Annotated in this window: 15 protein-coding genes and 1 riboswitch; of the genes, 5 read left to right on the forward strand and 10 right to left on the reverse strand. The window is 43.5% G+C overall.

What is annotated here, in order from left to right:
* Positions 1-66 precede the first annotated feature (66 nt).
* From GY843_RS15835 to mnmG, 3 genes are read right to left on the reverse strand one after another with little or no spacing between them, the layout of a single operon-like run.
* Positions 67-861: a ParA family protein gene (locus GY843_RS15835; protein ID WP_297310997.1), complete on the reverse strand. Its 795-nt coding sequence runs from the start codon at positions 859-861 to the stop codon at positions 67-69.
* Positions 862-863: 2 nt separating this feature from the next.
* Positions 864-1502 carry a 16S rRNA (guanine(527)-N(7))-methyltransferase RsmG gene (gene rsmG, locus GY843_RS15840; protein ID WP_297310999.1) on the reverse strand — a complete coding sequence of 213 codons (639 nt, stop codon included), beginning with the start codon at positions 1500-1502 and terminating at the stop codon, positions 864-866.
* The gene (mnmG, locus tag GY843_RS15845; RefSeq protein ID WP_297311001.1) at positions 1502-3391 is read right to left on the reverse strand and encodes a tRNA uridine-5-carboxymethylaminomethyl(34) synthesis enzyme MnmG; all 1890 of its coding nucleotides are present in this window, start codon (positions 3389-3391) and stop codon (positions 1502-1504) included. The genes rsmG and mnmG overlap by 1 nt, the downstream gene beginning before the upstream one ends.
* Before the next feature lie 815 nt (positions 3392-4206).
* Positions 4207-4433, forward strand: a riboswitch (cobalamin riboswitch).
* A 33-nt stretch (positions 4434-4466) separates the two neighbouring features.
* Here mnmG and GY843_RS15850 point away from each other — a divergent pair.
* Positions 4467-6359, forward strand: a complete 1893-nt coding sequence (locus tag GY843_RS15850; RefSeq protein WP_297311003.1) for a TonB-dependent receptor — start codon at positions 4467-4469, stop codon at positions 6357-6359.
* 41 nt (positions 6360-6400) lie between these two features.
* On the opposite strand, the gene mnmE is transcribed toward GY843_RS15850, so the two are convergent.
* From mnmE to rpmH, 4 genes are all read right to left on the reverse strand, one after another.
* Positions 6401-7768 carry a tRNA uridine-5-carboxymethylaminomethyl(34) synthesis GTPase MnmE gene (mnmE, locus tag GY843_RS15855; RefSeq protein WP_297311004.1) on the reverse strand — a complete coding sequence of 456 codons (1368 nt, stop codon included), beginning with the start codon at positions 7766-7768 and terminating at the stop codon, positions 6401-6403.
* Between the two features lie 125 nt (positions 7769-7893).
* Entirely contained in the window at positions 7894-9534 is a 1641-nt protein-coding gene (gene yidC, locus GY843_RS15860) for a membrane protein insertase YidC (RefSeq protein ID WP_297311005.1), read from the reverse strand.
* A gap of 14 nt (positions 9535-9548) precedes the next feature.
* Positions 9549-9920 (reverse strand): ribonuclease P protein component, encoded by a 372-nt coding sequence (gene rnpA, locus GY843_RS15865; RefSeq protein WP_297311006.1) that lies wholly within the window; start codon positions 9918-9920, stop codon positions 9549-9551.
* A 28-nt stretch (positions 9921-9948) separates the two neighbouring features.
* Complete coding sequence (rpmH, locus tag GY843_RS15870; RefSeq protein WP_007021587.1) at positions 9949-10083, reverse strand: 50S ribosomal protein L34; 135 nt, start codon at positions 10081-10083, stop codon at positions 9949-9951.
* 633 nt (positions 10084-10716) lie between these two features.
* On the opposite strand from rpmH, the gene dnaA reads away from it, so the two are divergent.
* From dnaA to gyrB, 4 genes are all read left to right on the forward strand, one after another.
* A complete protein-coding gene (dnaA, locus tag GY843_RS15875) occupies positions 10717-12342 on the forward strand; it encodes a chromosomal replication initiator protein DnaA (RefSeq protein ID WP_297311007.1) in 1626 nt (541 codons plus the stop codon).
* A gap of 53 nt (positions 12343-12395) precedes the next feature.
* Positions 12396-13499, forward strand: coding sequence for a DNA polymerase III subunit beta (dnaN, locus tag GY843_RS15880; protein ID WP_297311008.1), 1104 nt, complete (start codon positions 12396-12398; stop codon positions 13497-13499).
* 67 nt (positions 13500-13566) lie between these two features.
* On the forward strand, positions 13567-14658 hold the full coding sequence (gene recF, locus GY843_RS15885) for a DNA replication/repair protein RecF (protein ID WP_297311009.1): 1092 nt from the start codon (positions 13567-13569) through the stop codon (positions 14656-14658).
* Between the two features lie 21 nt (positions 14659-14679).
* Positions 14680-17106 (forward strand): DNA topoisomerase (ATP-hydrolyzing) subunit B, encoded by a 2427-nt coding sequence (gene gyrB / locus GY843_RS15890; protein WP_297311011.1) that lies wholly within the window; start codon positions 14680-14682, stop codon positions 17104-17106.
* A gap of 161 nt (positions 17107-17267) precedes the next feature.
* Here gyrB and GY843_RS15895 read toward each other — a convergent pair whose 3' ends face one another.
* The 3 genes from GY843_RS15895 to GY843_RS15905 form a co-directional block, all read right to left on the reverse strand.
* A complete protein-coding gene (locus tag GY843_RS15895; protein WP_297311012.1) occupies positions 17268-19700 on the reverse strand; it encodes a hypothetical protein in 2433 nt (810 codons plus the stop codon).
* 100 nt (positions 19701-19800) lie between these two features.
* A complete protein-coding gene (locus GY843_RS15900) occupies positions 19801-21720 on the reverse strand; it encodes a hypothetical protein (RefSeq protein ID WP_297311013.1) in 1920 nt (639 codons plus the stop codon).
* Entirely contained in the window at positions 21717-24074 is a 2358-nt protein-coding gene (locus GY843_RS15905) for a sensor histidine kinase (protein WP_297311014.1), read from the reverse strand. Before GY843_RS15905 ends, GY843_RS15900 begins: the two co-directional genes overlap by 4 nt.
* Between the last annotated feature and the right edge of the window lie 6 nt (positions 24075-24080).

Genomic DNA, 24080 nt, shown 5'->3' on the forward strand with positions numbered 1-24080 from the left:
AACATCACTGACGCTGGACAGTAGTGCATCCAGACCTTTACCCAGTCCACGCTTTTTAGCCATTGATTATGCTTCCTGTGATTGTTCTTTTTCTTCCAGTTGGGTACGACGGATCAATTCACCTGCCAATGCCAGGTAGGCCACTGCTCCACGGGAGTTTTTATCATAGAGTAACGCTGGCAGACCATGACTCGGTGCTTCAGCCAGGCGAACGTTACGTGGAATGACAGTGCGGTAAACTTTGTCGCCGAAGTATTCCACCAGGTGGGTAGACACGTCTTTGGTCAGACTCATACGCGGATCAAACATGGTACGCAGGATGCCCTCAATTTTCAGAGCAGGATTGAGTCGTTTGTTGATCTTCTCAATGGTTCCGATCAGTGAGGATATCCCTTCCAAAGCGTAATATTCGCACTGCATAGGAATAATAACCCCTGCTGAAGATGCTAAGGCATTAACTGTCAGCAGGTTAAGGGAAGGTGGATTGTCGATCAGAACGAAATCATATTCATCATCCACTTCCATCAGTGCCATTTTCAGGCGGAACTCACGGCGAGGAATCTGCAAGAGTTCAACTTCAGCTGCTGTTAGATCCCCATTGGATCCGATCAAGTCATATCCAGCAGGGGTATCTTTGACGATCGCATCCTGAATTTTGGCATTATCCGTCAAAACTTCATAAACGGTATTTTCCAGCGTGTGTTTATCGACACCACTACCCATGCTGGCATTTCCCTGTGGGTCCATATCCACAAGTAAAACCCGCTTTTTCGTTGCAGCGAGTGAAGCAGCCAGATTTACGCAGGTAGTTGTTTTACCCACGCCGCCCTTCTGGTTTGTGATCGTAAGGATCTTTGCCACGCCTAGCGTCTCCCTAAAACTAGCAGATGCCTTTCCCCTTCCGTCCCGGGAACATTCAACCGGTGACAGATTTTTAGTTCATAACCATCAGGCAGCGCTGACAGTTCCTCTTCAGGATACAGACCTTTCATTGCAAGAAAAACACCATCTTTATGACAAAGCTGATGGGTCCAGTTGATCATATCTTCCAAAGAGGCAAATGCACGGGATATGACCTGATCAAAAGGCTCAAAATCGCAATTTTCTACCCGATCATTAATCACGGTTAGATTATCTAGACCCAATTCAGTTTTAACCTGCAGCTGAAAGCGAGTCTTCTTACCGTTGCTGTCCAAAGTGGTGATTGGCAGCTCCGGATAGCATATAGCTAAAGGGATGCCAGGCAATCCAGGCCCACTGCCTACATCAATAATTCTTTTTCCTTCAACGTAAGGAACAACGCTCAAACTATCGATTAGATGGCGATCCACCATCTCCATTGGATCTCTTACCGCGGTCAGATTGTAGGCCTTATTCCACTTGATCAGGAGATTAAGATAACGAATGAGTGTTTCAATTTTATCTTCGGACAGATTCAGATTCAGTGCCTGAACGCCCTTTTTCAGTGCAGCTTCCAGCTGCTGCTCGGAAACCTGATGCATCAGCTGGCAACCTTACCCTTAGTCATTTGGTGTTTCTTCAGATAAACCAGCAGCAGAGAGATAGCTGCCGGCGTCATACCCTGAATGCGTGAAGCCTGAGAAATTGTCTGAGGTTGAACCTCTTTCAATTTGGCTTTCAGCTCGTTGGATAGGCCACCCACCTGGTCATAATCAAACCCTTCTGGTAGTGGCGTATTCTCCTGGCGACGCATCTGTTCGATTTCATCTTTCTGACGATCGATGTAACCGGCGTATTTGTTCTGAATCTCAACCTGTTCAGCTACCTGAAGGTCTTCAACCCCTTCGCCTTTCAGATGAGCCAGATCGCTGTAGACCAATTCAGGACGTTTCAGCAGATCCGCCAGATTGTATTCGCGAGACAATGGTGTTTTCAGTTTCGGAGCTAATTCATCTGCTTCCGGTGTTTTTGGCTGAATCCAGGTTGATTGCAAACGCTGCTGTTCAAGCTCAATCGCTTCGCGTTTCTCACAAAATGCCTGCCAGCGATCATCACCTACTAGGCCCAGTTCACGACCTTTTTCCGTCAGACGCAGATCAGCATTGTCTTCACGGAGGATTAGACGGTACTCAGCGCGACTTGTAAACATACGATATGGCTCTGAAGTACCCAGGGTAATTAGATCATCCACCAGCACACCGATATAAGCTTCATCACGGCGTGGATACCACTGGTCTTTATCCAAAGCTCGAAGTGCGGCATTCGCACCTGCCAATAACCCCTGAGCTCCCGCCTCTTCATAACCGGTTGTACCGTTGATCTGACCCGCGAAGTAGAGACCGTTCATGTATTTGGTTTCCAGGGTATGTTTCAAATCCTGAGGATTGAAGAAATCATACTCAATCGCATAACCCGGACGCACAATATGCGCATTCTCGAAACCACGGATCGACTGTACTGCCGCCAGCTGAATATCAAACGGCAGGCTAGTTGAAATACCATTAGGGTATAGCTCATGGGTAGTTAAACCTTCAGGCTCCACAAACACCTGATGCTGATCTTTATCAGCAAAACGCATGATCTTATCTTCGATCGATGGGCAGTAACGTGGCCCAACACCCTCGATAACACCGGTATACATAGGCGAACGATCTAAACCACTGCGTAAAATCTCATGGGTGCGCTCGTTTGTGTGAGTGATATAGCAGCTGATCTGCTGCGGATGGTCGCTCAGGCTGCCCATGTAGGACATCACCGGTGTTGGTCTATCACCTGGCTGCTCCTGCATCACAGAGAAATCTACACTGCGGGCGTCAATACGCGGTGGTGTACCTGTTTTCAATCGATCAACTCGGAATGGCATCTCTCGCAAGCGTTCTGCCAAAGCGATTGAAGGCGGATCTCCTGCACGGCCACCCGAATGATTCTCCAAGCCAATATGAATCACACCACCAAGGAATGTTCCAGCTGTCAGTACAACTGACTCAGAGAAAAAACGGATACCTGTCTGTGTGACCACACCTTTAACTGTATCTCCTTCAACAATTAGGTCATCAGCTGATTGTTGAAAGATGTGAAGATTTGGCTGGTTTTCCAGAATATTACGAATCGCCGCTTTATACAGAATACGATCAGCCTGAGCACGAGTAGCACGAACTGCAGGCCCCTTTCGTGAATTCAGAGTACGGAACTGGATACCACCTTTATCGGTTGCTCTCGCCATTGCGCCATCAAGCGCATCGATCTCTTTTACCAAATGGCTCTTACCAATACCGCCGATAGCAGGGTTACAAGACATCTGCCCCAGAGTTTCAATGTTATGTGTTAACAGAAGAGTTTGTGCACCTGTACGGGCAGAAGCCAGAGCAGCTTCTGTTCCTGCATGGCCACCACCAATAACAATGACATCGTAGCGGGTTGGAAAATCCACCGTTGTATTACCTCTAAAAGAAAGCGTTCGATCTGTCTGTGTATCTGTAAGGTGAGACGATCTGAAAAAGGGCGGTGATTATACCTCTACCTGACTAACTTAGAAATGATCATTTTTTGAACAGAGTTGTTTTCCTCTTTATATAAAGAATAAAAAAGATAAAGAAGATATATGTTTTTTTATTTTAATGATTATTAATGGACAGCCATTTTTCTGTTATTAACTCAATATAATCTAATAAAATCATTAAGTTACGTTAATGATAAGTGGTGGTTAATCCTGCCTATATCGTTTGCAGATCTTTGTTGTAACTTGTGGGTAAAAGGGCTTGTTGTCCACAGATCTGTTTGTTCACAGCCTTACCCCAAGGATTAACCCATCTAGGTATACAGTTTATGCACAGGATCTGTAGATAACATGAAAGCCTAAAATTTAGGCTTATTGATAATTTCCTACGTATATTATTAAACATCAGCATAACTATATAATTTATATAGTGTTAATTTGATTTTATTAAGTTTTTTTCTTGATGTTACTCTGTTGATATTTTTAAATAATTAACTTAAAAATGTGGATAAGATGATAATAACTTTGTATTTAGCTGTTAAAAAGCTGAGTATTTAGCCGATAATCAAATAGTTACATAAAAAGTTGATCATTATCTGATCGATTGAGTTTCAGATGGGGACAGGTTTAAACCTGTCCCCTGAACTAGTTCCTATATAAAGGCACTTTCTATCTAAAGAATTAGCTGAGTCAGATTCAACCTATCCTGATAGCCTTTCATTTGCATTAGCACCTCTGCCCCCTTACACTTGCGCCGCAACGTTACTGGTGCCTGAAAAATAGACAGGATAATCGGGAAGTTTGGTGAGCATTTCTGCAATTCCAACGCTGCCCCCGCAACGGTAATCAGCCCTAAACAGTTAAGTAATCCACTGAGCAAAGGATATTGATTCAGCTTGGGAAGGTTTAACTGTCGTCTTAAGTTTATTAGGACAGGTTGAAAGCCCGTAGACCGGCCAGTAGCTACATTTTTCCATTCATGCGCGGCGGGCGCATATCGAGGATATCGATGAAAGCTAAACTGTCTTTAGCTGTAGCTATTGCTATGGCACTCCCTGTCTATGCTCAGGAAAACGTAACTGAGTTGGATTCTGTAATCGTAACAGCAACCCGTTTCGATCAGGCTGTAAACACTACACCTACTATTGTTAATCAGGTTACTGCTGAACAGATTGAGAAGAGTGGTGCTATAAGCATTGCTGATGTTCTGCGTGTTCAACCAGGCTTGCATGTTAGAGACTCCACAGGAACAAATAGTCGTGTTTCTGTATCTATGCGCGGATTCGGTCAGAATAGTTCTAACAATGCATTAATTATGGTTAATGGCCGCCGTCTGAATAACCAGACTCTAGAAGCACCAAACCTAAATCTTATTGCTCTGCAGGATATCGAACGTATCGAAATCATTCAGGGTAGTGCGGGCACTTTATATGGTGATCAGGCTGTAGGTGGTGTGATTAATATTATTACTAAACCTATTACAGATGCTAAAGGTCGAGTATCAGTGACTCGTGGTACTGACGACTACGAAGATTACTCTTTTGCTTTCAGTAAAGGTTTTGATAACGGATTTGGTGTTCGTCTGAGTGCAAAAGCGAAGCATGCTGACAACTACCGTGATCATAGCGCCACAGATTTTAATAATTTCTTTGCTGAGTTAGAGAAAAACTACGACACAGGCCGTGTTTTCCTTGAGGTTCAGAAAGTTGAAGATAATGTTCAGCTACCAAACGCGATTAACATTAATCAGAAACTGGAAGATAGACGTCAGAGCACTTCTTCAGATTACCTGAATTACGATAGTGATATTGTTTCATTAGGTCTTGAGCAGGAACTTTCTGAGAATTGGGAGTTTCGTGGTGAATACAGTGTTCGTGACAGTGATGGAGAAGGAATTCTGTGGGCTGCCTATGAGCAAGATACTCGCGTGACCTCCTTCACTCCGCGAGTTATGGGACGTATTAATCAAGCAGTTGTAACTGTTGGTTATGATTTCCACGAAACTGATTATCAGCGTGGTGGATTTGCACCACAAACCAGAAATCAGGAAGTTAAAGCACTTTATGCCCGTGCTCAAATGCCACTCTTTTTGGATAACCTTGAGTTAACCTTAGGTGGTCGTGAAAGCCGTGTTAAAGATCGCGATTTAGCAAACAATATTGATAACAATCAGTCCCGTTTTGTGAAAGAGATTGGTGTTACTTATCAGCTAGATGATCAACAGCGAGTTTTCCTGCGCCGTGATGAAAGTTTCCGTCATGCAAACATGGATGAACTGGCTGCGCTTCCATTTGGTGAAACATTTCTTGAACCACAAGAAGGTGTTTCTTATGAGTTAGGTTGGGAGTGGAATCCTGCTAACGCACAGGTTCAGGCGACAATTTTCCAGTTAGATCTTGATAACGAAATCAAATATAACGCGCTTACCTATGCCAACGTGAATCTAGATGAATCTCGCCGTCGTGGCTTGGTACTTTCTGCGAGCAAAGATATCAGTAAAGATCTTCGTGTAAGCGGTAGCTATAACTATACGGATTCAGAAATCCAAGCAGGAACCTTTGCAGGTAATGAGGTGCCTTTCGTACCTGAGCACAGCATTGTTCTTAGCACTGATTACCAACTGAATGCACAAACTAACCTTTATATCGATGCTAAATATACAGGTTCGCAGTATCAGGATGATGATGAAGCGAATGCTTTATCCAAAGTAGGTGGTTATACAGTTGTTAATGCCAATGTTTCCTGGAAAAAGGATAACTGGGATGCATCTTTACGTGTAAATAACCTGCTTGATAAAGAGTATGACGCTTATACGATTGCTGCTTGGTGGTTACCTGGTGGAACAGCCTACTATCCGGCTGCTGAACGTCAGATTTTGTTGACTCTGGGTTATAACTTCTAAGTTTATTAAGTTTGAAAAAGGGCTGATATTTCAGCCCTTTTTTATTTTCCGATACAGAATGAACTAAAGATTCTTCGCAGAAGATCATCTGAAGAGAATTCCCCGGTGATCTCGTTCAGAGACTGTTGTGCCTGACGTAGATCTTCAGCCAGTAACTCCCCTGCTCCATTCATTTCCAACTGATCTAAACCTGTTTGTAGTAGTTCGTGGGCACGTTCCAGTGCGTCTAGATGACGGCGGCGGGCCATAAAGCCACCCTCTGTGGTGGAGCTGAAACCCATGGATTCTTTTAGGTGATCTCTTAGAAGATCTACACCTGTCTGCGATTTGGCAGAGAGAGTAATGGTCGTGTGATCATGGGCTTCACGGATATTAATTTCCTCACCACTCAGATCCGCTTTATTGCGAATCACAGTAATACGGCTGGATTCTGGTAGTTGATGAACAAACTCGGGCCAGATCTGTTCAGGATCATCAGTCGAAGTACTCTGGCTATCTACCATTAACAGTACGCGATCGGCTTTATTGATCTCTTCCCAGGCACGGTTGATACCAATGCGTTCCACTTCATCCGGTGCATCACGCAGCCCAGCTGTATCGATAATATGCAGTGGCATACCATCGATATGAATATGCTCGCGTAGTACATCGCGTGTGGTTCCGGCGATATCAGTCACGATAGCGGTTTCACGTCCTGCCAGCGCATTAAGTAGGCTGGACTTACCCGCATTAGGGCGGCCAGCAATAACTACGCTCATGCCTTCACGTAACAGACTACCCTGACGGGCTTCCGACTGAACTAGCTCAACTTTACCTAACACCGTTTTAAGATCTGACAGCACTTTGCCGTCAGCAAGGAAATCGATCTCCTCTTCTGGGAAATCGATAGCAGCTTCGACATAGATCCGCAGATTGATCAGAGCTTCTACCAGCTCATAGATACGGTTGGAGAACTCGCCTTGTAGAGAACGGATTGCACAGCGTGCGGCTTGTTCAGAGGAACTATCGATCAGATCGGCAATCGCTTCTGCTTGAGCCAGATCCAGTTTGTCATTTAGAAAAGCCCGTTCCGAGAACTCTCCTGGTTTTGCCAGACGGGCACCGAGTTCGATAGCTCGTTTGAGTAAAAGGTCGACAATTACGGGACCGCCATGGCCCTGTAGCTCGAGAACATCTTCCCCCGTAAAAGAGTTGGGTCCTGGGAAATACAAAGCTATTCCCTGATCAATTTCCTGACCACTGTTATCAAAGAAGGGGCCGTAATAGGCATAACGCGGTTTAAGTTCGGTTTTTAAAACTGTCTCTGAGATCTGTTTAGCTAATGGGCCTGAGATACGAACAATACCAACGCCACCTCTACCTGGAGGTGTAGCTTGTGCGGTAATGGTGTCGTTGTTGGCAAGTGTCATAACGGATCTCATTTATACAATTTGGGCGAAGTTTATCACTTTGTTCTGCTCAGGCATAAAAGCCAGATATAAAAAAGCCGCTAACGAGTAGCGGCTTTTTCATTAATAGATCTCAGAAATCAGGTCTATTCGTTATCTATCTGCTTGTTGATCACATACTGCTGTGCAATAGACAGAATGTTGTTCACAACCCAGTACAGAGTCAGACCTGCAGGGAACCACAGGAAGAAGAATGTGAACAGCAACGGCAGCATCTTCATAATCTTAGCCTGCATCGGGTCTGGAGGAGTTGGGTTCAGCATCTGCTGAATAAACATACTCGCACCCATGATGATAGGCAGAATGAAGTAAGGGTCCTTAACAGAAAGGTCAGCTAGGTACAGGAACTCAGCGTGACGCAGATCTACAGACTCCATCAGTACCCAGTACAGCGCGATGAAGATCGGCATCTGAGCCAGAATTGGCAGACAGCCACCCAATGGGTTGATCTTCTCTTTCTGGTAAAGCTTCATCATCTCCTGAGACATCTTCTGACGGTCATCACCGTACAGTTCTTTCAGACGAGTCATCTCAGGACCAAACTTACGCATCTTCGCCATCGACTTAAATGCTTTAGCATTCAGGTGGAACAGAGCTGCTTTAACTACAATCGTGATGCCGATGATTGCCAAGCCCCAGTTACCTACTAGGCCATAGATCCACTTAAGCAGCATGTAAAGTGGCGAAGCAACCCACCATAACCAGCCGTAGTCTACAGTCAGAGGTAGGTTTTCCTGTGCCAGCTCCATGATCTCCTGATCTTTAGGACCTACATAGAAGTTAGCACTTACTGTCTTGCTTTCGCCTGCATTAACAAGGAAGTCAGGAGACAAGAAACCAACAATGTAGTTACCGTTCAGCTTGCGAGACTGATAGCTGTATTCAGCGCCCGGTGCTGGAATCCATGCACTCAGGAAGTAATGCTGAGACATGGCAACATAACCATCAGGGCTGGATTTCTTGAACTGGGCATCGTCCATGTCGTCGAAGTCGATTTTTTCGTATGGGTCTTCTGCTGTGGAGAATACACCACCCAGGTAAGACTGCATGCCCATGTCGGTAGATTGAGTAGGATCATCACTGCGGTCACGCTTGATCTGACCGAACAGATTACCTGCCCACTGTTGCTCAGACTGGTTATTTACGATGAATTCAAGATTGATCTCGTAAGAACCTTTAGTAAAGGTGAAGCGCTTAGTTACCTCAACACCGGTCTTATCAGTGAAGCTCAGATCTACAGAAAGCTTATCCTGGTCGCCAAGTGAGAACTCATTCTGAGTAACTGTGTAAGTTGGGCGACCTTCAGGGCTTGCATCTGGACCGTTCTTACCTACCAGACCGCTTTGAGAAACATAGGTACGGTTAGTCGTTTGTTCCAGAAGAACAAATGGCAGTTCAGATCCCAGAGCTGCTTTATGCTGAGGCAAAGCCGCCTGGATAATATCGCCACCTTTAGTGTCGATGATTACATCCAGAACATCAGTTTTAACAGTAACTAGTTTTGCCTGTGCAGTGGCCTGAGTCAGAGTGCCTGGTACGTCACCAGTTTGAGCTGTCTCTTCAGCTTTAGGCAGTTCGGAGCTTACCGGTTGACTATCATAAGCAGACACAGAAGTAGTTGCTTCTTGGGCAGCAGGTGGCTGACCGTAGTCTTGGTTCCATTGCAGCACCAGCAGATAGCTGATTAAACAGAGTGCTCCAATAAGAATAATACGCTGTACATCCATAGGGTTAGGACCAATCAGGTTTTCTTTTGCTTTTTTGATTTATTTATCAGTCGCGACCAACATTTCTTCATCAGCTTGTGAACTTGATCATTTTCCAGCTCACCCAGACCTCGTCGGGCAAGGATGATCATATCCACTGCAGGCAAATTATCCTGGTTCAGACGAAAAGATTCGCGAATGATACGCCGAACGCGGTTACGTTTCACCGCCTGACGAATATTTTTTTTGGAAATAACAAAACCAAGTCGGGGGTGACTTAGATTATTTGGACGGGTAAGTATGAGGATAGGCTGGTCTGGTACTTTCAGCTGTACGTCATCAAACACACTTTGAAAGTCCCTGCCGGTTAACAGACGTAACCGGCGAGGGTATCTGAATTCGGTCATTCAAATAAACCAGACCGTATTACCAGTCTTAAGCAGACAGGCGCTTACGGCCTTTCGCGCGGCGACGGTTGATCACCTGACGGCCAGCTTTAGTAGCCATGCGAGCACGGAAGCCGTGTGTGCGCTTACGCTTAAGTACGCTTGGTTGAAATGTTCTTTTCATCGGTCAATCCTGCCAACGCGTTCGTTAATAACAACGTAGCGATAATTGCTACGCCCAAAAATTGAGAGCGCAGAATTCTAGTGAATTTGTGCCTCGGGTTCAATCAGTTTTTATGAATAATTCAATATTTTAGCTTTTTAGGGTGATTTTTCTGTATTTATGCCTGTGGAGGGTTGGTTTAAATCTGTCCCCACTCAGATATTTTGATCAAATTTGTTATTAAATCTGTTAATTCTGTGGATAACTCAAGAGTTTTACCAGATTTTCATAGGTTACAAGTTGTATAACTTTATGGATAAGTAGTTAGTTAATTGTGACAAGGTTGCAAATATGTTCTTGATAAGTTTTCTGGATCCCGCATGCCGTAAGGCTTTGCATCTTTAGGTCAATGTAAAAAAGTAGGAGAAAAAACGCTGATTTATTGTGGATAAGTGAAGAGGAACTAGTTAGAATTCAAGAATCTCTTAACAACTTCTCTTTTCGAGGCCCTAAATTTTTCTTGTGGCCTTTATATATGTCTGTTGTGTAGCTTTCAGACAGCACAAAACAAGTCAGTTGAAAGAAGTCAGTTATAAAGAGTGTAGAGAAAGAACCTATAAACAATAATTACAGGTAGAGAAGGGCTTCTCCCATATGTCGATGGAACTCTGGGCGCGTTGTTTGCACAGCCTTCAGGAAGAATTTCCGGCACAGCAATACAACACATGGATCAGACCGCTGCAGGTGTCACAGGATAGTTCAGAGCAGTTGGTACTGGTTGCGCCAAATCGTTTCGTCCGTGATTGGGTTAATGACAAGTTTCTTTCTCGTATTCGTCAGGTTGTCTGCGATGTAACCGGCGATATCTCTACCGAAGTATCTCTAGAAGTTGCAAACAACAGAGGCATGGCCCCGCGCCCTCGCCCTGCTGCTAACTTCAATCGTCGTCCGGCTCCCCCTGCTCCTCCTTCTCATGCCCCGCAGCAACAATTTGCTGCTGAGCCTGTAGTTAATAATAATGGAATGGAAAGAGCTGAAGTTGTTGCTCCATCTGAGCCAGTTAATAGTTTTACACAGCAAGTAGAGCCACCATCTCGTTTTGAACCTGCTGCTGAAGCGCCACGTGATTCCCGTAGCTTCCCTCCGATTTCACAACAGATTCTGGAGACGACCTCTTCGCAGATCATCATGCCTTCTGCGCCAGCTGCTCCCGAACCGGTTCAGCGTACAGTCGATGTTGAAGGTGGTTTGAAGCATCACCAATCTAACTTGAATCACTCGTTTACCTTTGAAAGCTTCGTGCAGGGTAAATCCAACCAGCTGGCATTGGCGGCAGCACGTCAGGTTGGTGATAACCCAGGCGTTTCATACAACCCACTCTTTATATACGGTGGTGTTGGTTTGGGTAAAACCCACTTGATGCATGCGGTGGGTAACGAGATGCTGAAACGTAACCCGAATGCCAAAATTGTGTATCTGCATTCTGAGCGTTTCGTAGCAGATATGGTTAAGGCGTTGCAGCTGAATGCGATTAATGATTTCAAGCGTTACTACCGTTCTGTAGATGCTTTGTTGATCGATGATATTCAGTTCTTTGCTGGAAAAGAGCGTTCACAGGAAGAGTTTTTCCATACTTTCAATGCATTGTTGGAAGGTGGTCAGCAGATGATTCTAACCAGCGATCGTTATCCAAAAGAGATCAACGGTGTAGAAGAACGTCTGAAATCCCGTTTTGGTTGGGGTCTGACGGTTGCCATAGAACCGCCAGAGCTGGAAACCCGTGTTGCTATTTTGATGAAGAAAGCTGATGAGGCTCGCGTCCGTTTGCCTGATGATGCTGCTTTCTTCCTCGCGCAGAAGATTCGTTCCAATGTTCGTGAGCTTGAAGGCGCTTTAAAGCGTGTTATCGCCAATGCTCATTTCACCGGCAGCGCCATTACTACACCTTTTATTAAAGAATCTCTTAAAGACCTGCTGGCTTTGCAGGATAAACAGGTTAGTATTGATAATATTCAACGGGTTGTAGCCGATTACTATAAGATTAAGGTTTCTGATCTGTTGTCGAAACGACGCAGTCGTTCTGTGGCCCGACCTCGTCAGGTGGCGATGAGTCTGTCCAAGGAGCTGACCAATCATAGCTTGCCGGAGATCGGTGATGCATTTGGTGGTCGAGATCACACCACTGTGCTCCATGCTTGTCGAAAGATAAAGGAGCTACGTGAGAGTGATACGGATATCAGAGAAGATTATCAGAATTTGCTACGCCATCTGACGGCGTAAAGATGTTACCGGCCAACAATGGACCGGCCATATATAAGGTAGGTGGGTAAACGATGAAATTTGTCATCTCACGTGAAGCGTTGATCAAACCGCTGCAGTTGGTTGCAGGTGTTGTTGAGCGCAGACAGACATTGCCAGTGCTATCCAATATTTTGCTGGTAGCTGAAGGGGATCAGCTGTCTATGACCGGTACAGACCTTGAGGTCGAGCTGGTTGGTCGTGTCACACTGGATGAGCCGGCTGAAGCGGGTTCTGTTACAGTGCCGGCGCGTAAGTTGATGGATATCTGTAAATCGCTGCCAGACTCTGCACGCATCGAACTGACTCTGACGGGTCAGAAGATGGTGATCAAAGCGGGCCGCAGTCGTTTTACTCTGTCTACCCTGCCCGCAGCAGAATTTCCAAATGTAGAAGACAGCCCGGAAACTCTGGAACTGTCCATGCTGCAGCACCAGCTTCGTCATCTTATCGACAAAACTGGTTTTTCCATGGCGCAGCAGGATGTACGTTATTACCTGAATGGTATGTTGCTAGAGATTGCTGAAGGTCAGCTACGCTCTGTTTCGACAGATGGTCACCGTCTGGCAACCAGCATTACTGAAGTTGAAGCGCAGGAAGGTATGCAGCACCAGATCATCGTACCGCGTAAAGGTATTCTTGAGCTGGCGCGTCTGCTGCAGAATGGTGATGACCCACTACGTCTGGTCATTGGTGCCAGCCATATTCGTGCTCACGTAGGTGATTTTACTTTCACTTCTAAACTTGTAGACGGCAAGTTCCCGGATTATGAGCGCGTAATTCCGAAAAATGGCGACAAGATCCTGCTAAGTGATCGTATGGAACTGCGCCAGGTTCTAAGCCGTATCGCGATTCTTTCTAACGAAAAATACCGTGGTGTTCGCCTAGCACTGTCCAATGGTTACCTGCAGGTAATGGCAAATAACCCGGAACAGGAAGAAGCGGAAGAAACACTGGCAGTAGATTATGAAGGTGAAAGCCTGGAAGTAGGTTTCAACGTAAACTACCTGTTGGACTGCCTATCTATTCTGAATTCAGATGTTGTGCGTCTGACTCTGTCAGATTCCAATTCCAGTGCGTTGGTTGAAGGCTTCGATGAGCCGAACAGCCTTTACGTTGTTATGCCAATGCGTATGTAATTAAGGTTTTTAAACCGATTTATGATGGGGGCTAATGTAGCCCCCGTTTCGTATCAGCCTACTACTGATGTCCATATCTAAACTCCAGATTCAACACGTCCGCAATATCAGCTCAATCAGCTTTGAGCCCTCCTCTGCTATCAACATTATCTGTGGTGAAAACGGCAGCGGTAAAACCAGTATTCTGGAAGCGATAAACCTACTTGGTCTGACTCGCTCCTTCCGTACTAGCAAAGCACGCCACCTTGTACAGAACGAGCAACAAAGCAGTGTAGTGTTTGCCTCTATTGATCCCTTGGGTCATGGCCTTAAGCAGTCCCTGGGTGTAGAGCGCCCTATTGAGGGTGAAGCTAGGGTACGTTACGAAGGTTCTGATATTGATATTTCCACCCTTGCAGAGCTTATTCCCCTACAGGTTATCAACTCAGATACCTTCATGCTTCTGGAAGGATCTCCAGCGATTCGTCGTCAATTTCTGGACTGGGGAGTGTTCCATGCAGATAAAGCCTTTATTCAGCTCTGGAGAGCGTTTAAACGGGTATTAAAACAGCGTAATACCCTGCTGAAATGTGGTAAGATTGACAACCAGTTACGTCAGGTTTGGGATCGCGAATTTGTCGCCTTTTCAGACCAGCTGACCCGGCTGCGCAAAGAGTATCTCAGCCTGTTGAAACCGGAGTTTGAAAAGGTGGTTTCGCAGCTGTTAGATGATATGCATATTGAGCTGGGTTTCAGCTGCGGATGGGACAAAAAACGCGAGCTGGATGAGGTACTTTCCAATAACTTTGAGCGCGATCTGCGTCAGGGTTTTACCGGCAGCGGACCGCAGCGGGCAGATATCCGTCTAAAAGTTGACGGACACAATGCTGCAGAGCGTTTATCCCGCGGACAAAAAAAATTAGTGGTCAGTGCATTGAAGCTTGCGCAAGGTGCATTGTTCCAGCGTATGAACAGCAGGCCCTGTATCTATCTTATCGATGACTTACCGTCGGAACTAGATAGCCAACATGGGGAACTGTTCTGCAAAGTGTTAGAACAAAGTTCTAACCAGTGTTTTATAACTTGTGTTGATGACAGTTCATTGAAATCGTACTGGCATCCACAAACGGATATAGCCACTTTTCGTATCACAGATGGCAACATTGCATTGCCAATGTAACGAAAAAGTTAGGAGACTTGGATGAGCGGCGAAGATAATCAAGATTATGATTCCTCGAGTATTAAGGTACTAAAAGGCCTTGATGCGGTAAGGAAACGCCCAGGCATGTACATTGGTGATACAGACGACGGTACCGGTCTTCACCATATGGTATTTGAGGTCGTGGATAACTCTATCGACGAAGCCTTGGCGGGTCACTGTAGTGAAATCAAAGTGATTATCCATCCGGATGAGAGTATTACGGTTATGGATAATGGCCGTGGTATCCCAACTGATATTCACCCAGAAGAAGGTGTTTCGGCTGCCGAAGTAATCATGACTGTACTGCACGCCGGCGGTAAGTTTGACGATAACAGCTATAAGGTATCTGGTGGTCTGCACGGTGTAGGTGTCTCGGTAGTAAATGCCCTTTCCGTTAAGTTGAAGATGACCATTCGTCGAAATGGTCAGGTTCATGAGCAGGTCTACAAGCACGGTGAACCTGAAGCGCCTCTGTCCGTTGTGGGTGAAACCGAAACCAGCGGTACTATGGTTCGTTTCTGGCCATCTGAAGATACCTTCTCAAACGTTTCTTTTAAGTTCGATATTCTGGCTAAGCGTCTGCGTGAGCTTTCCTTCCTTAACTCCGGTGTACGTATTGTGCTTAAAGACGAGCGCACAGCCGTAGAAGAAGTTTTCGAATATGAAGGTGGCCTAGGCGCATTTGTTGAGTTCTTGAACACTAACAAGACAACCGTTAACAAACTTTTCCACTTCACTGCTGATCACGAAGCGTCTGGTGTTGCGGTAGAAGTTGCGATGCAATGGAACGACAGTTTCCAGGAAAGCATCCATTCCTTTACCAACAACATTCCACAGCGTGATGGTGGTACTCACCTATCAGGTTTCCGTGCGGCGTTAACCCGCTCTCTTAACAACTACATTGAGAGTGAAGGCCTGAACAAAGGCGGTAAGATCAGCACTACAGGTGATGACAGCCGTGAAGGTCTGACAGCGATTATCTCGGTTAAAGTTCCAGATCCTAAGTTCTCCTCGCAAACCAAAGATAAGTTGGTTTCATCTGAGGTGAAGTCTGCCGTTGAGCAAACCATGGGTGAGCGTCTGGCTGAATACCTGCAGGAAAACCCGCAGGAAGCTAAGTCTGTCGTTTCTAAGATGATCGACGCAGCACGTGCCCGTGAAGCTGCACGTAAAGCACGTGAAATGACACGCCGTAAAGGTGCCCTAGATATTGCAGGTTTGCCGGGTAAACTGGCTGACTGCCAAGAGAAAGACCCAGCGCTTTCTGAAATCTACCTAGTGGAGGGTGACTCTGCGGGCGGATCGGCTAAACAGGGCCGTGCTCGTAAGACTCAGGCTATCCTGCCGCTGAAAGGTAAGATCCTTAACGTAGAGAAAGCACGCTTCGATAAGATGCTTAGCTCTGCAGAGGTTGGCACCCTGATCACTGCATTGGGTTGTGGTATCGGCCGTGAAGAATACAACCCGGATAAACTGCGTTACCACCACATCATCATCATGACCGATGCCGACGTGGATGGATCGCACATCCGTACCCTGCTTCTGACCTTCTTCTTCCGTCAGATGCCGGAGTTGATCGAGCGTGGTTACGTTTATATTGCTCAGCCTCCTCTATACAAGATCAAGAAAGGCAAACAGGAGCAGTATCTGAAAGACGATGAAGCATTGGACTCCTATCTGCTTCAGGGCGCTTTGGATGGCACTAGCCTGCATGTAAATGCTAATGCCCCAGGTATCGGTGGTGAGCAGCTGGAAGAACTTGTTTACCAGTACCGTGCAGTCATTCGTACGATTAACCGTATGTCCCGTGTTTACCCGTACGCAATGCTGAAATCCCTGTTGGATACATCAGCGTTCCCGCGTGACAACATGACTGATCAGGCTACTGTTGCTGATTGGTGTGACCAGTTTGACGATGCACTGGCAGGCTACTCTGATAAAGCGGTCAGCTACCAGTGTCTGGTAGAGGAAGACAAAGAACACAGTAACTTCGTAGCTAAGGTAGTTATGCAGCAGCACGGTGTTGCCCATGATTACGTTCTGAATGAAGAGTTCTTCGCTTCACGTGAATACACCGAGATGTCAAAGATGGCTGATACGCTATCTGGTCTTCTTGAAGAAGGTGCTTATCTACAGCGTGGTGAGCGCCAGAAGGAAGTAACAGACTTCGAAGAGGGCCTGAACTGGTTGTTGGATCTATCCCGTCGTGGTCACTACATCCAGCGCTATAAAGGTCTGGGTGAGATGAACCCGGAACAGCTGTGGGAAACTACAATGGATCCGGATTCTCGTCGTATGCTTCAGGTAACAATTGATGATGCTATTGCAGCCGATCAACTGTTTACTACCCTGATGGGTGATGAAGTTGAACCGCGCCGTAACTTTATCGAATCTAACGCTCTTCAGGTTGCTAACCTGGACGTTTAATAGGTTTGTAAGTATGTCAAATCTCATATTGGGTGAGATACCGTCTCAGAAGTTTGCTACGGTGTCTCATTTGAAATGATACAGGAACAAAAAAGCAGCCATTTGGCTGCTTTTTTATTTGGATCATGTCTGATGTAAAGGTTACGAATACTGACCTTTCATTAATCAGCAAGAGCTTCTATGAGAGTATTCATTTCAAAGTTGAGTAAGAATTCCGAATAATAGCTGTCGAAAATATCTTTCAAGTATTCAGATAGATCAATTTCAGCATAAGAGTCCGTATTTTCAAGCATTGGCTTGGTTATCTGATACTTCCTATTTTTGCTGATCATATATAGAAATAATGTATGGAAGTACACCGCTGATACATAGCGCTTATCGGCAACAAGTAGTTGTTCTTCCGAGCGTAATTTAGACTTGTATGTTTTTAATACTGAACTATCCATATTGATAAAAATCGTATCAAGTTTGTCACCCTCTACAAAAGGATGCATGACAGTCGAGTAGTCCATTTCAACAAAGTCTAAGTCCCCCCAGCCCTTGAAACCCTCTTTTGGAGACTCGAAGACTTCTTGTAGCCTTGGGAGACCAATATTTTCATTATCCTTATGTTGGTCTGGTATTTTTTTAGGTTTTTGATCTTTATCGGTGATTTTTACAATAAAGAGCTGATTTAAATCTTCACCTGGAGAGGTTAAAGATGCGTTGATCGTTATTGAGTCTCCGACTTTTACTTCATTTTTAGGATTGATATTGACTCGTATCTTACCTTTACTAGGGCTCGAGATGGCCACATCAATTATTGCTCCTGGGTCCTTTGGCTCTCCAGGTTCAGTACCACCTTCTATTTCATTAGAAGAATGAGACAGAACAGATATCTTTAGCTCGCCAGGTTCATCAATTCTATCGAAGTACAGATCTTCTACATCAGTGGAGAAGGATAGAGTTTTGTCTCCACCGAGAGGAATTTTAGTAAGTGGAACTTGGTCTTTATCTTTCGATTTAAGATCAATATCAAATACTGATGGAAATCTCTTAGGATTGAATGGGATTTCCTGTCTAGGAGTGCTCTTTGGTTTTTGTCGCTCCCTTTTTTTATCCTTTTTATCGTCCTTGGCATCAAGGGCGAATGTATTACCAAGTAGCTTCATTAGATCCTTATTCATAGGAAGATGCTTACTGAAATCCTTTAACAGGTCTTCAGCACTATCAGACTGCGTAGTGATAGAGTCCTTCCATTCCTTATAAATCTCTTTTAATCTTCCCTTAGTTAGTATATCTGCAATTAGTTTCCTGAGTTGCGAACACTCTTCACCTTGTTTCAATCGATCTCTCGAGCCCATGAAAAGTTCAGTTCGAAAGGAGTTTTTAAGGTTTGTACAATCTACATGAATTAATAAGTAATCTTTTAATAAGTTGTACTTAAGAGATCGAGTAATAAATTCTGATGTAAAGCTCCCGTGGACTTGTCCGTTTAATGCAAACATTACGGACATGTTGTTTTTGAAGAATTCTCTTTTAATAGCTTCCTTCGTCTCTTTAGCAGACTTTCCATCAATACGTGGATTAAAGACATAGACCGTTATTTTCAATGACCCTATTTCACTGTCATTGTAAGACTCAGAGAAAAATGAACGAATATATTTACTACCATCTTCTTCCAATCTTCTCTTCAGGCCATATAAATGACGTTCAAGAGCCCTATCTTTGGGGTACCTTTCCTTGATATCAATCGTATATATAGGCAAAGCTGGCTCAAATAAAAACTCGTTTATGCTTTGATTAAGGTCTCGAGATATAACAGATCTAGAACCTGCTGGTAGGTTGTATGAATAGAGTTTTATGATAGTCCCAGTGGTAAATTCTCGATTATGAAGACCAAGATCTAAACTATCGATTTCGAAGGATGGAACTTGCCCATCAACAAGTAAATACTCATACCAAGTATTTTTCCTAGTTGCTTCTTCCTCTGCACTTAGAGGGTGTTTGCGCATTATGGTAAAGCCAAACTTTCCTGTTTGATCAAACCTCTTGGATGCAACTAGCTGGTATCTCTTTTTCCCACAAAAAACAACGGCCCCAGCTCCTCCCATATTGTATTTACCTTGAACAAAGGGAATCTCATTTTTGTTACCACGTAACAAAGACAAAAATGTATCCCCGAAGTCCTGTGGATGTTGACCTTCACCATCATCGTAAATGATGAGCGAAGTGTCATTCCTGGGGCCTCTGGCTAAAATTTGTATCGACTCAGCCTGAAAAGATCTTTTTCCTGGTAGATCCCAACTTTGAGAAGAAGAGAAAAAGGTTTCTATTCCTTCATTGACAGACTTTGGGGCTTTAGAGCCTTTTGGATCAATACCCGCTTCAAGACAACGGCGCATCAGAATCGCATCAATGGAATTTGTTACTTTCTCTACTAAAGCAGGTACTGGGGAGGCCTGTTGATTTTCTATCACCCCGAAGAAGCTCTCGTTATCTCCATAGGGTGTCCATGACACATGAGTGTTGCCAGAAATAGACTCAATTACATGGTCTAAATCATTTTCTGTATCGGCGCTATAAAGCTGCACAAAAAGCTGTTCTAAATCCATTTAATGATCTCATTAAAAGTTGGTAAAAGATCAATATTTAACTTATAAATATTTACCACGAAGTGATTGCGAGATTAACTGTACCTACTACTGGAAAGAGTCATTGATTATCAATTATCTCTATAACTACACCACAATTTAAGGCTTCTCGCCTCCCTACAGTATTATTAGTTACTCCTTTAGTAATGTAACCAAGAATTAGAGGCTGATTCCCATTCAGCTGTCTTAAAGACTTTATCTGCGTTAGTCCAGTTCCGCTTGGTATATCAATTCCTGCCTCTAAGAGAACTAACAATTCATCACTATTTACAACTAAATCTAGCCTTTCTTTGGAGTGTTCACTTACACTATCTATGTCTACTTCGGCTAGCTTAGAGCAAATTTCTTCGCAAATTTCTTCAGGTAGAACTAGCTTTTTCACTCGATCTTTATTTACGAAACACGTTCCTTCAAGTCCTTCTGCTATTGAGAAAAACTTCTGATCCTCAGAGCCTACAAGATAAATATTAACACCAACATTAAATGTTCCAGGCATGGTTGCTATTTGCCCTACCCTACCAATATCAGAGAGTAATAGTTGTTGAAGCTCTAATGCATACGATTCACGCATTCGCCCTATGTTATTTACAGTTTTCTCTTGCAGTAGGCTTTTGAGCTCTGAGTGTGAAATGGTTTCTATATGCTTTAAGTCCCACTTAACCCAGTATTTCTTATCGTCGTCTTTTTTATAGAAAATAGGAGTCCTTTCCTTTGTACTTTTTTTGTCCCAGTTATCAGAAGTGAGTTCTATTGGGGATCCTACTAGTAATAATATGTTCTTCGATCCAGCTCTTTGAAGATCACACGCTGGAGTAACAACTAATAGAATATTAGATGGCTCAACTCTTTGAGAAAAAAGAACAAAAGTATCACTAATCTGCTCGCCAGCTTCTTCAAGATTGGAAAGAGATAGAAGATCACCGAAATGAACAACAGGCCCTTCTTCTTGCTTAAGCTCTAATCGCTCTGGGCCAATGTATAGAAGCTTATGGACTAGCTCTTGTAGATCAGATGAACCAGTGACATTGGGTGGAGGATAGTTTTCTAAATCAAGCTCATTGAGATTTATTGCAGCATCAATAATAGATCGTTCTCTCTCGACTTCATGCTTGAGTACATTATCGAAAGTATCTACCAAATAATTGCCAATTGCCTCTCCTTCCTCTTTTAAAAGTAGCTGATTAATTTGGGAAAAATCAGAAATATTGAGCCTGCGTAAAAGTGAAGTTGTTCTTTGGCTTGCGGAAATCAGGCCTTTTTCCCAAGCATAGACAAAGTTAGAAAGTTTAAGAGTGTCAGTGTAATGCCTAGCAAGCCTTGATAGTATTCTTGTGAATTTTGGTTTTGAAAGTTCATTTTTAGGAATAAACCTAAATCCTGATTCGAATAGGCCTGCATTGTCTCGAAAGTAAGAACTCTCAGTTTCCAATCTATTATTTCTAGACGTCAATATTATTAAAGGAGGATTCTTAGATCTTGCATCTATAATACGTTTAAGGATAGAAATAGATAAATCCATATCGGTATCTGTTTGAGCAGAACTAAGGAATAGGTCAATGATGATTAATTCAGCACTTATTGTCTCTGTATCTACGGATCTGCCAGAAGTGCTGCATTCCAGGCCTAACTCTTTAAGCTGATCAATAACTGGTGAGAGGAATTCAATATCTTGATTTGTATCGAATTCGTATCTTTCAAATAAAGGTGAAACTAACTCGGTCCTGATGTCAGATCTATGCATCCATAGCTGTTCTACAAATTCTGCTTCATTGATCAGGTCATCCCCATCTACTTCATCATAGTTAGGATAAAAGCTCTTTATTGTTGCTATATCTTCACTTGTTATATCATCAAAAAAAGCTGTCCACTCATCATCATCAATAGCAAGGTCACCAGGTGTTGGTGCTGAATCGTAAGCATCATCTATAAGCAATACTGATTTTATTTTTGCTTCATGCAAAGTGGTACTTAGGTCCGTCATTTTGTTATCTTCTTTTCAGGTAGCTCTAAAATAAATCGGTGAAGCCGCTTGGTCTTCAGGCTAGGGGTCTCGTCGAGTGTAAGAATGCCATCGTTGTATTGAGCACACTCTTTAGCAATGAATAGCCCAAGCCCTCTCCTTTTAGTTTTTTCTTTCAAAGAAAAGAATACTTGGAATACCTTTTCTCTATTTTCTGGCGCAATACCTCTACCATTATCTTCAAATATGATAGTTGGAGGAGAATCGTGTGATGAGATAGATATAGTAGGTATAAACCTATCATTACGTTGAGCTTTCATTTCCATCCAGTATTTGGAATTAGAAATCAGGTTTTCTAAGATCTGGACGATCATGCCTTTAACTGCGTTAACTCTGATTGGTGAATCTGCTAAATCAAGGTTAACTTGGATATGATGACGGTCAAACTGAGCAGAATGTGCTTCAAGTGTATCCTGAATAAGTTCATTTAGTGAGAAACTTTCTTTACGCTGTCTTCCAGAGACGCTTAGAGGGTCTAGCACTTTAATCCTTTTGCTTAAGCTCTTCATTTGCGACCGGAGAGATTCAAGCTTTTTCTGCACAGAATCAGGTACAGTGCTGCCTTTCAGGTCATTAAGATTCGATATGGCATTTTCAGAAGCCCTGGCTAGCTCATGAGCTACCACTTCAACCATAAGACCAACACCTGCCATCTCTATCATTTGCCGACTTTCTTGCTCAACTTCTTCAATTCTTATTTTTGCTTTTTTAGCAAAGTCAGAGAACTCGAATAGCGTTTGCTGTAAGTCTTCGATAGCTTCTTTGCCTTCCTTTGGAACCTTTTTCCTTAGAGTACCTAGTGAGCCCTTAGCACGTTGCTCCAAAGTTGCGATTTGAGCTTTAGAGGTTGATAGGTCAATTTTTTGATTTTTATACTGTTTCTCAATTCTCTTCATAAAGCTGAGTAATTCATCCTGTATGACAAGACTCATTACTTCTAAAAAAGCTTTTTGTTCTTGGGTTTCTCTTAGCCCTTCGCGGTTGGTTTGGTCAACTAGCATTGGGTTTGTCGTTCTAGAAATGCAAACTTTGCCAATAAATTGGGTTTTGTTTAAGGCGTAACCAGATCTTGCAAGGGCTTTTCTATCTAGAGCTAACCAATCATCGTCGTCATCGCCATATGGAAATACACGGAAATCATCCCGAAATAGCATGATTCCTGACCACTGACGCTGTAAGGCTCTTACATCTTTTAAGCTGCCAATGCTTTCTATCTTTTTTAATCTTTGTCTATTGAACCAGTGGGCTTCAAATGAAAAGTCACCGAGATTAAGTAATGCATCATCATGAATTTCTGAATCGGTTCCAATTAAAGATCCCTCTAGATCTACTAAGGTTCTTACTGTTTCTTCCTCTTCCTTCGGGTGATCGAAACCAAGATTGTTTGCAGTCATTTTACAGCGTAGAACAGGCTCTCCATTCTCAATTGAGTACGAGCCTTTAACTGTTGCCTGAGCATGTTCAAGAAGAGTTTTATTCATCCATGGAATTTTTATTCTTTCTTCATTCCAGGATAAAGCTACTCTTGGCCTTTTCTTTGCGTCCTTGAATGGGTCTGTAAGTCGTGAAAAGTCATGCTTGGCCATTTCTTCTAATCGAGTTTTTGTCCAATCTTCAGAAAGTTTCCCGATAATTATTTTTGTTCCACTCCAATCGGAGGAGTTCTTATTTTGGCCTTGTGATGGTGTAACGCTTATGTCACTTAACATTGCGTCAGTTTGAGAAAACTCATTCCAATCAATATCGAGTATATTTAGTCTTGAGTCATCTTCTGTAGCTGTTTCAACTCTTAAGTGGTCACCTAGTCTCATTGCGGATAGACGACCAATTCCTTTTTCTCCAAGGTATGGGCTTCTTGAAGCCTTACTTTTAATAGCTTCATCTACAGCTTTTTTCCTTGAGGATGTACCGATAACGAGAAAGTTATTTTCCAAGTCACTAGAAGACATACCTGATCCAGTATCTGATATGGTTATAGTGCTTGAGTTATATATTTCTTGTAGGGTTTCTAAGAGCTTTTCGGGTGTATGAGATAACTTTATCGATTCTTGAGCGTTATCAGAGTTGTTAGCATCAAGGTTAATGGCCTTTAATGCATATAGTTTATGTTTTTCAAAGTTATCGGGATCGACCTCTATACGATTCGATAGAGTTAGAAAAGCATTTCTACGTAATAACACATTAAATTCAATAGAGACTCCGCTTTTCGTACGGGCATCAAAACCATTCTTTATTAGTTCATAGAAAGCAATAATATCTGAGCTAATTAGTTCTGATCCTAGCTCTAAAACTGCTCTTGCAGAAATTTTGAACACTGAAGA

This window comes from Neptuniibacter sp., from assembly GCF_024231755.1.
Taxonomy (GTDB): Bacteria; Pseudomonadota; Gammaproteobacteria; order Pseudomonadales; family Balneatricaceae; genus Neptuniibacter.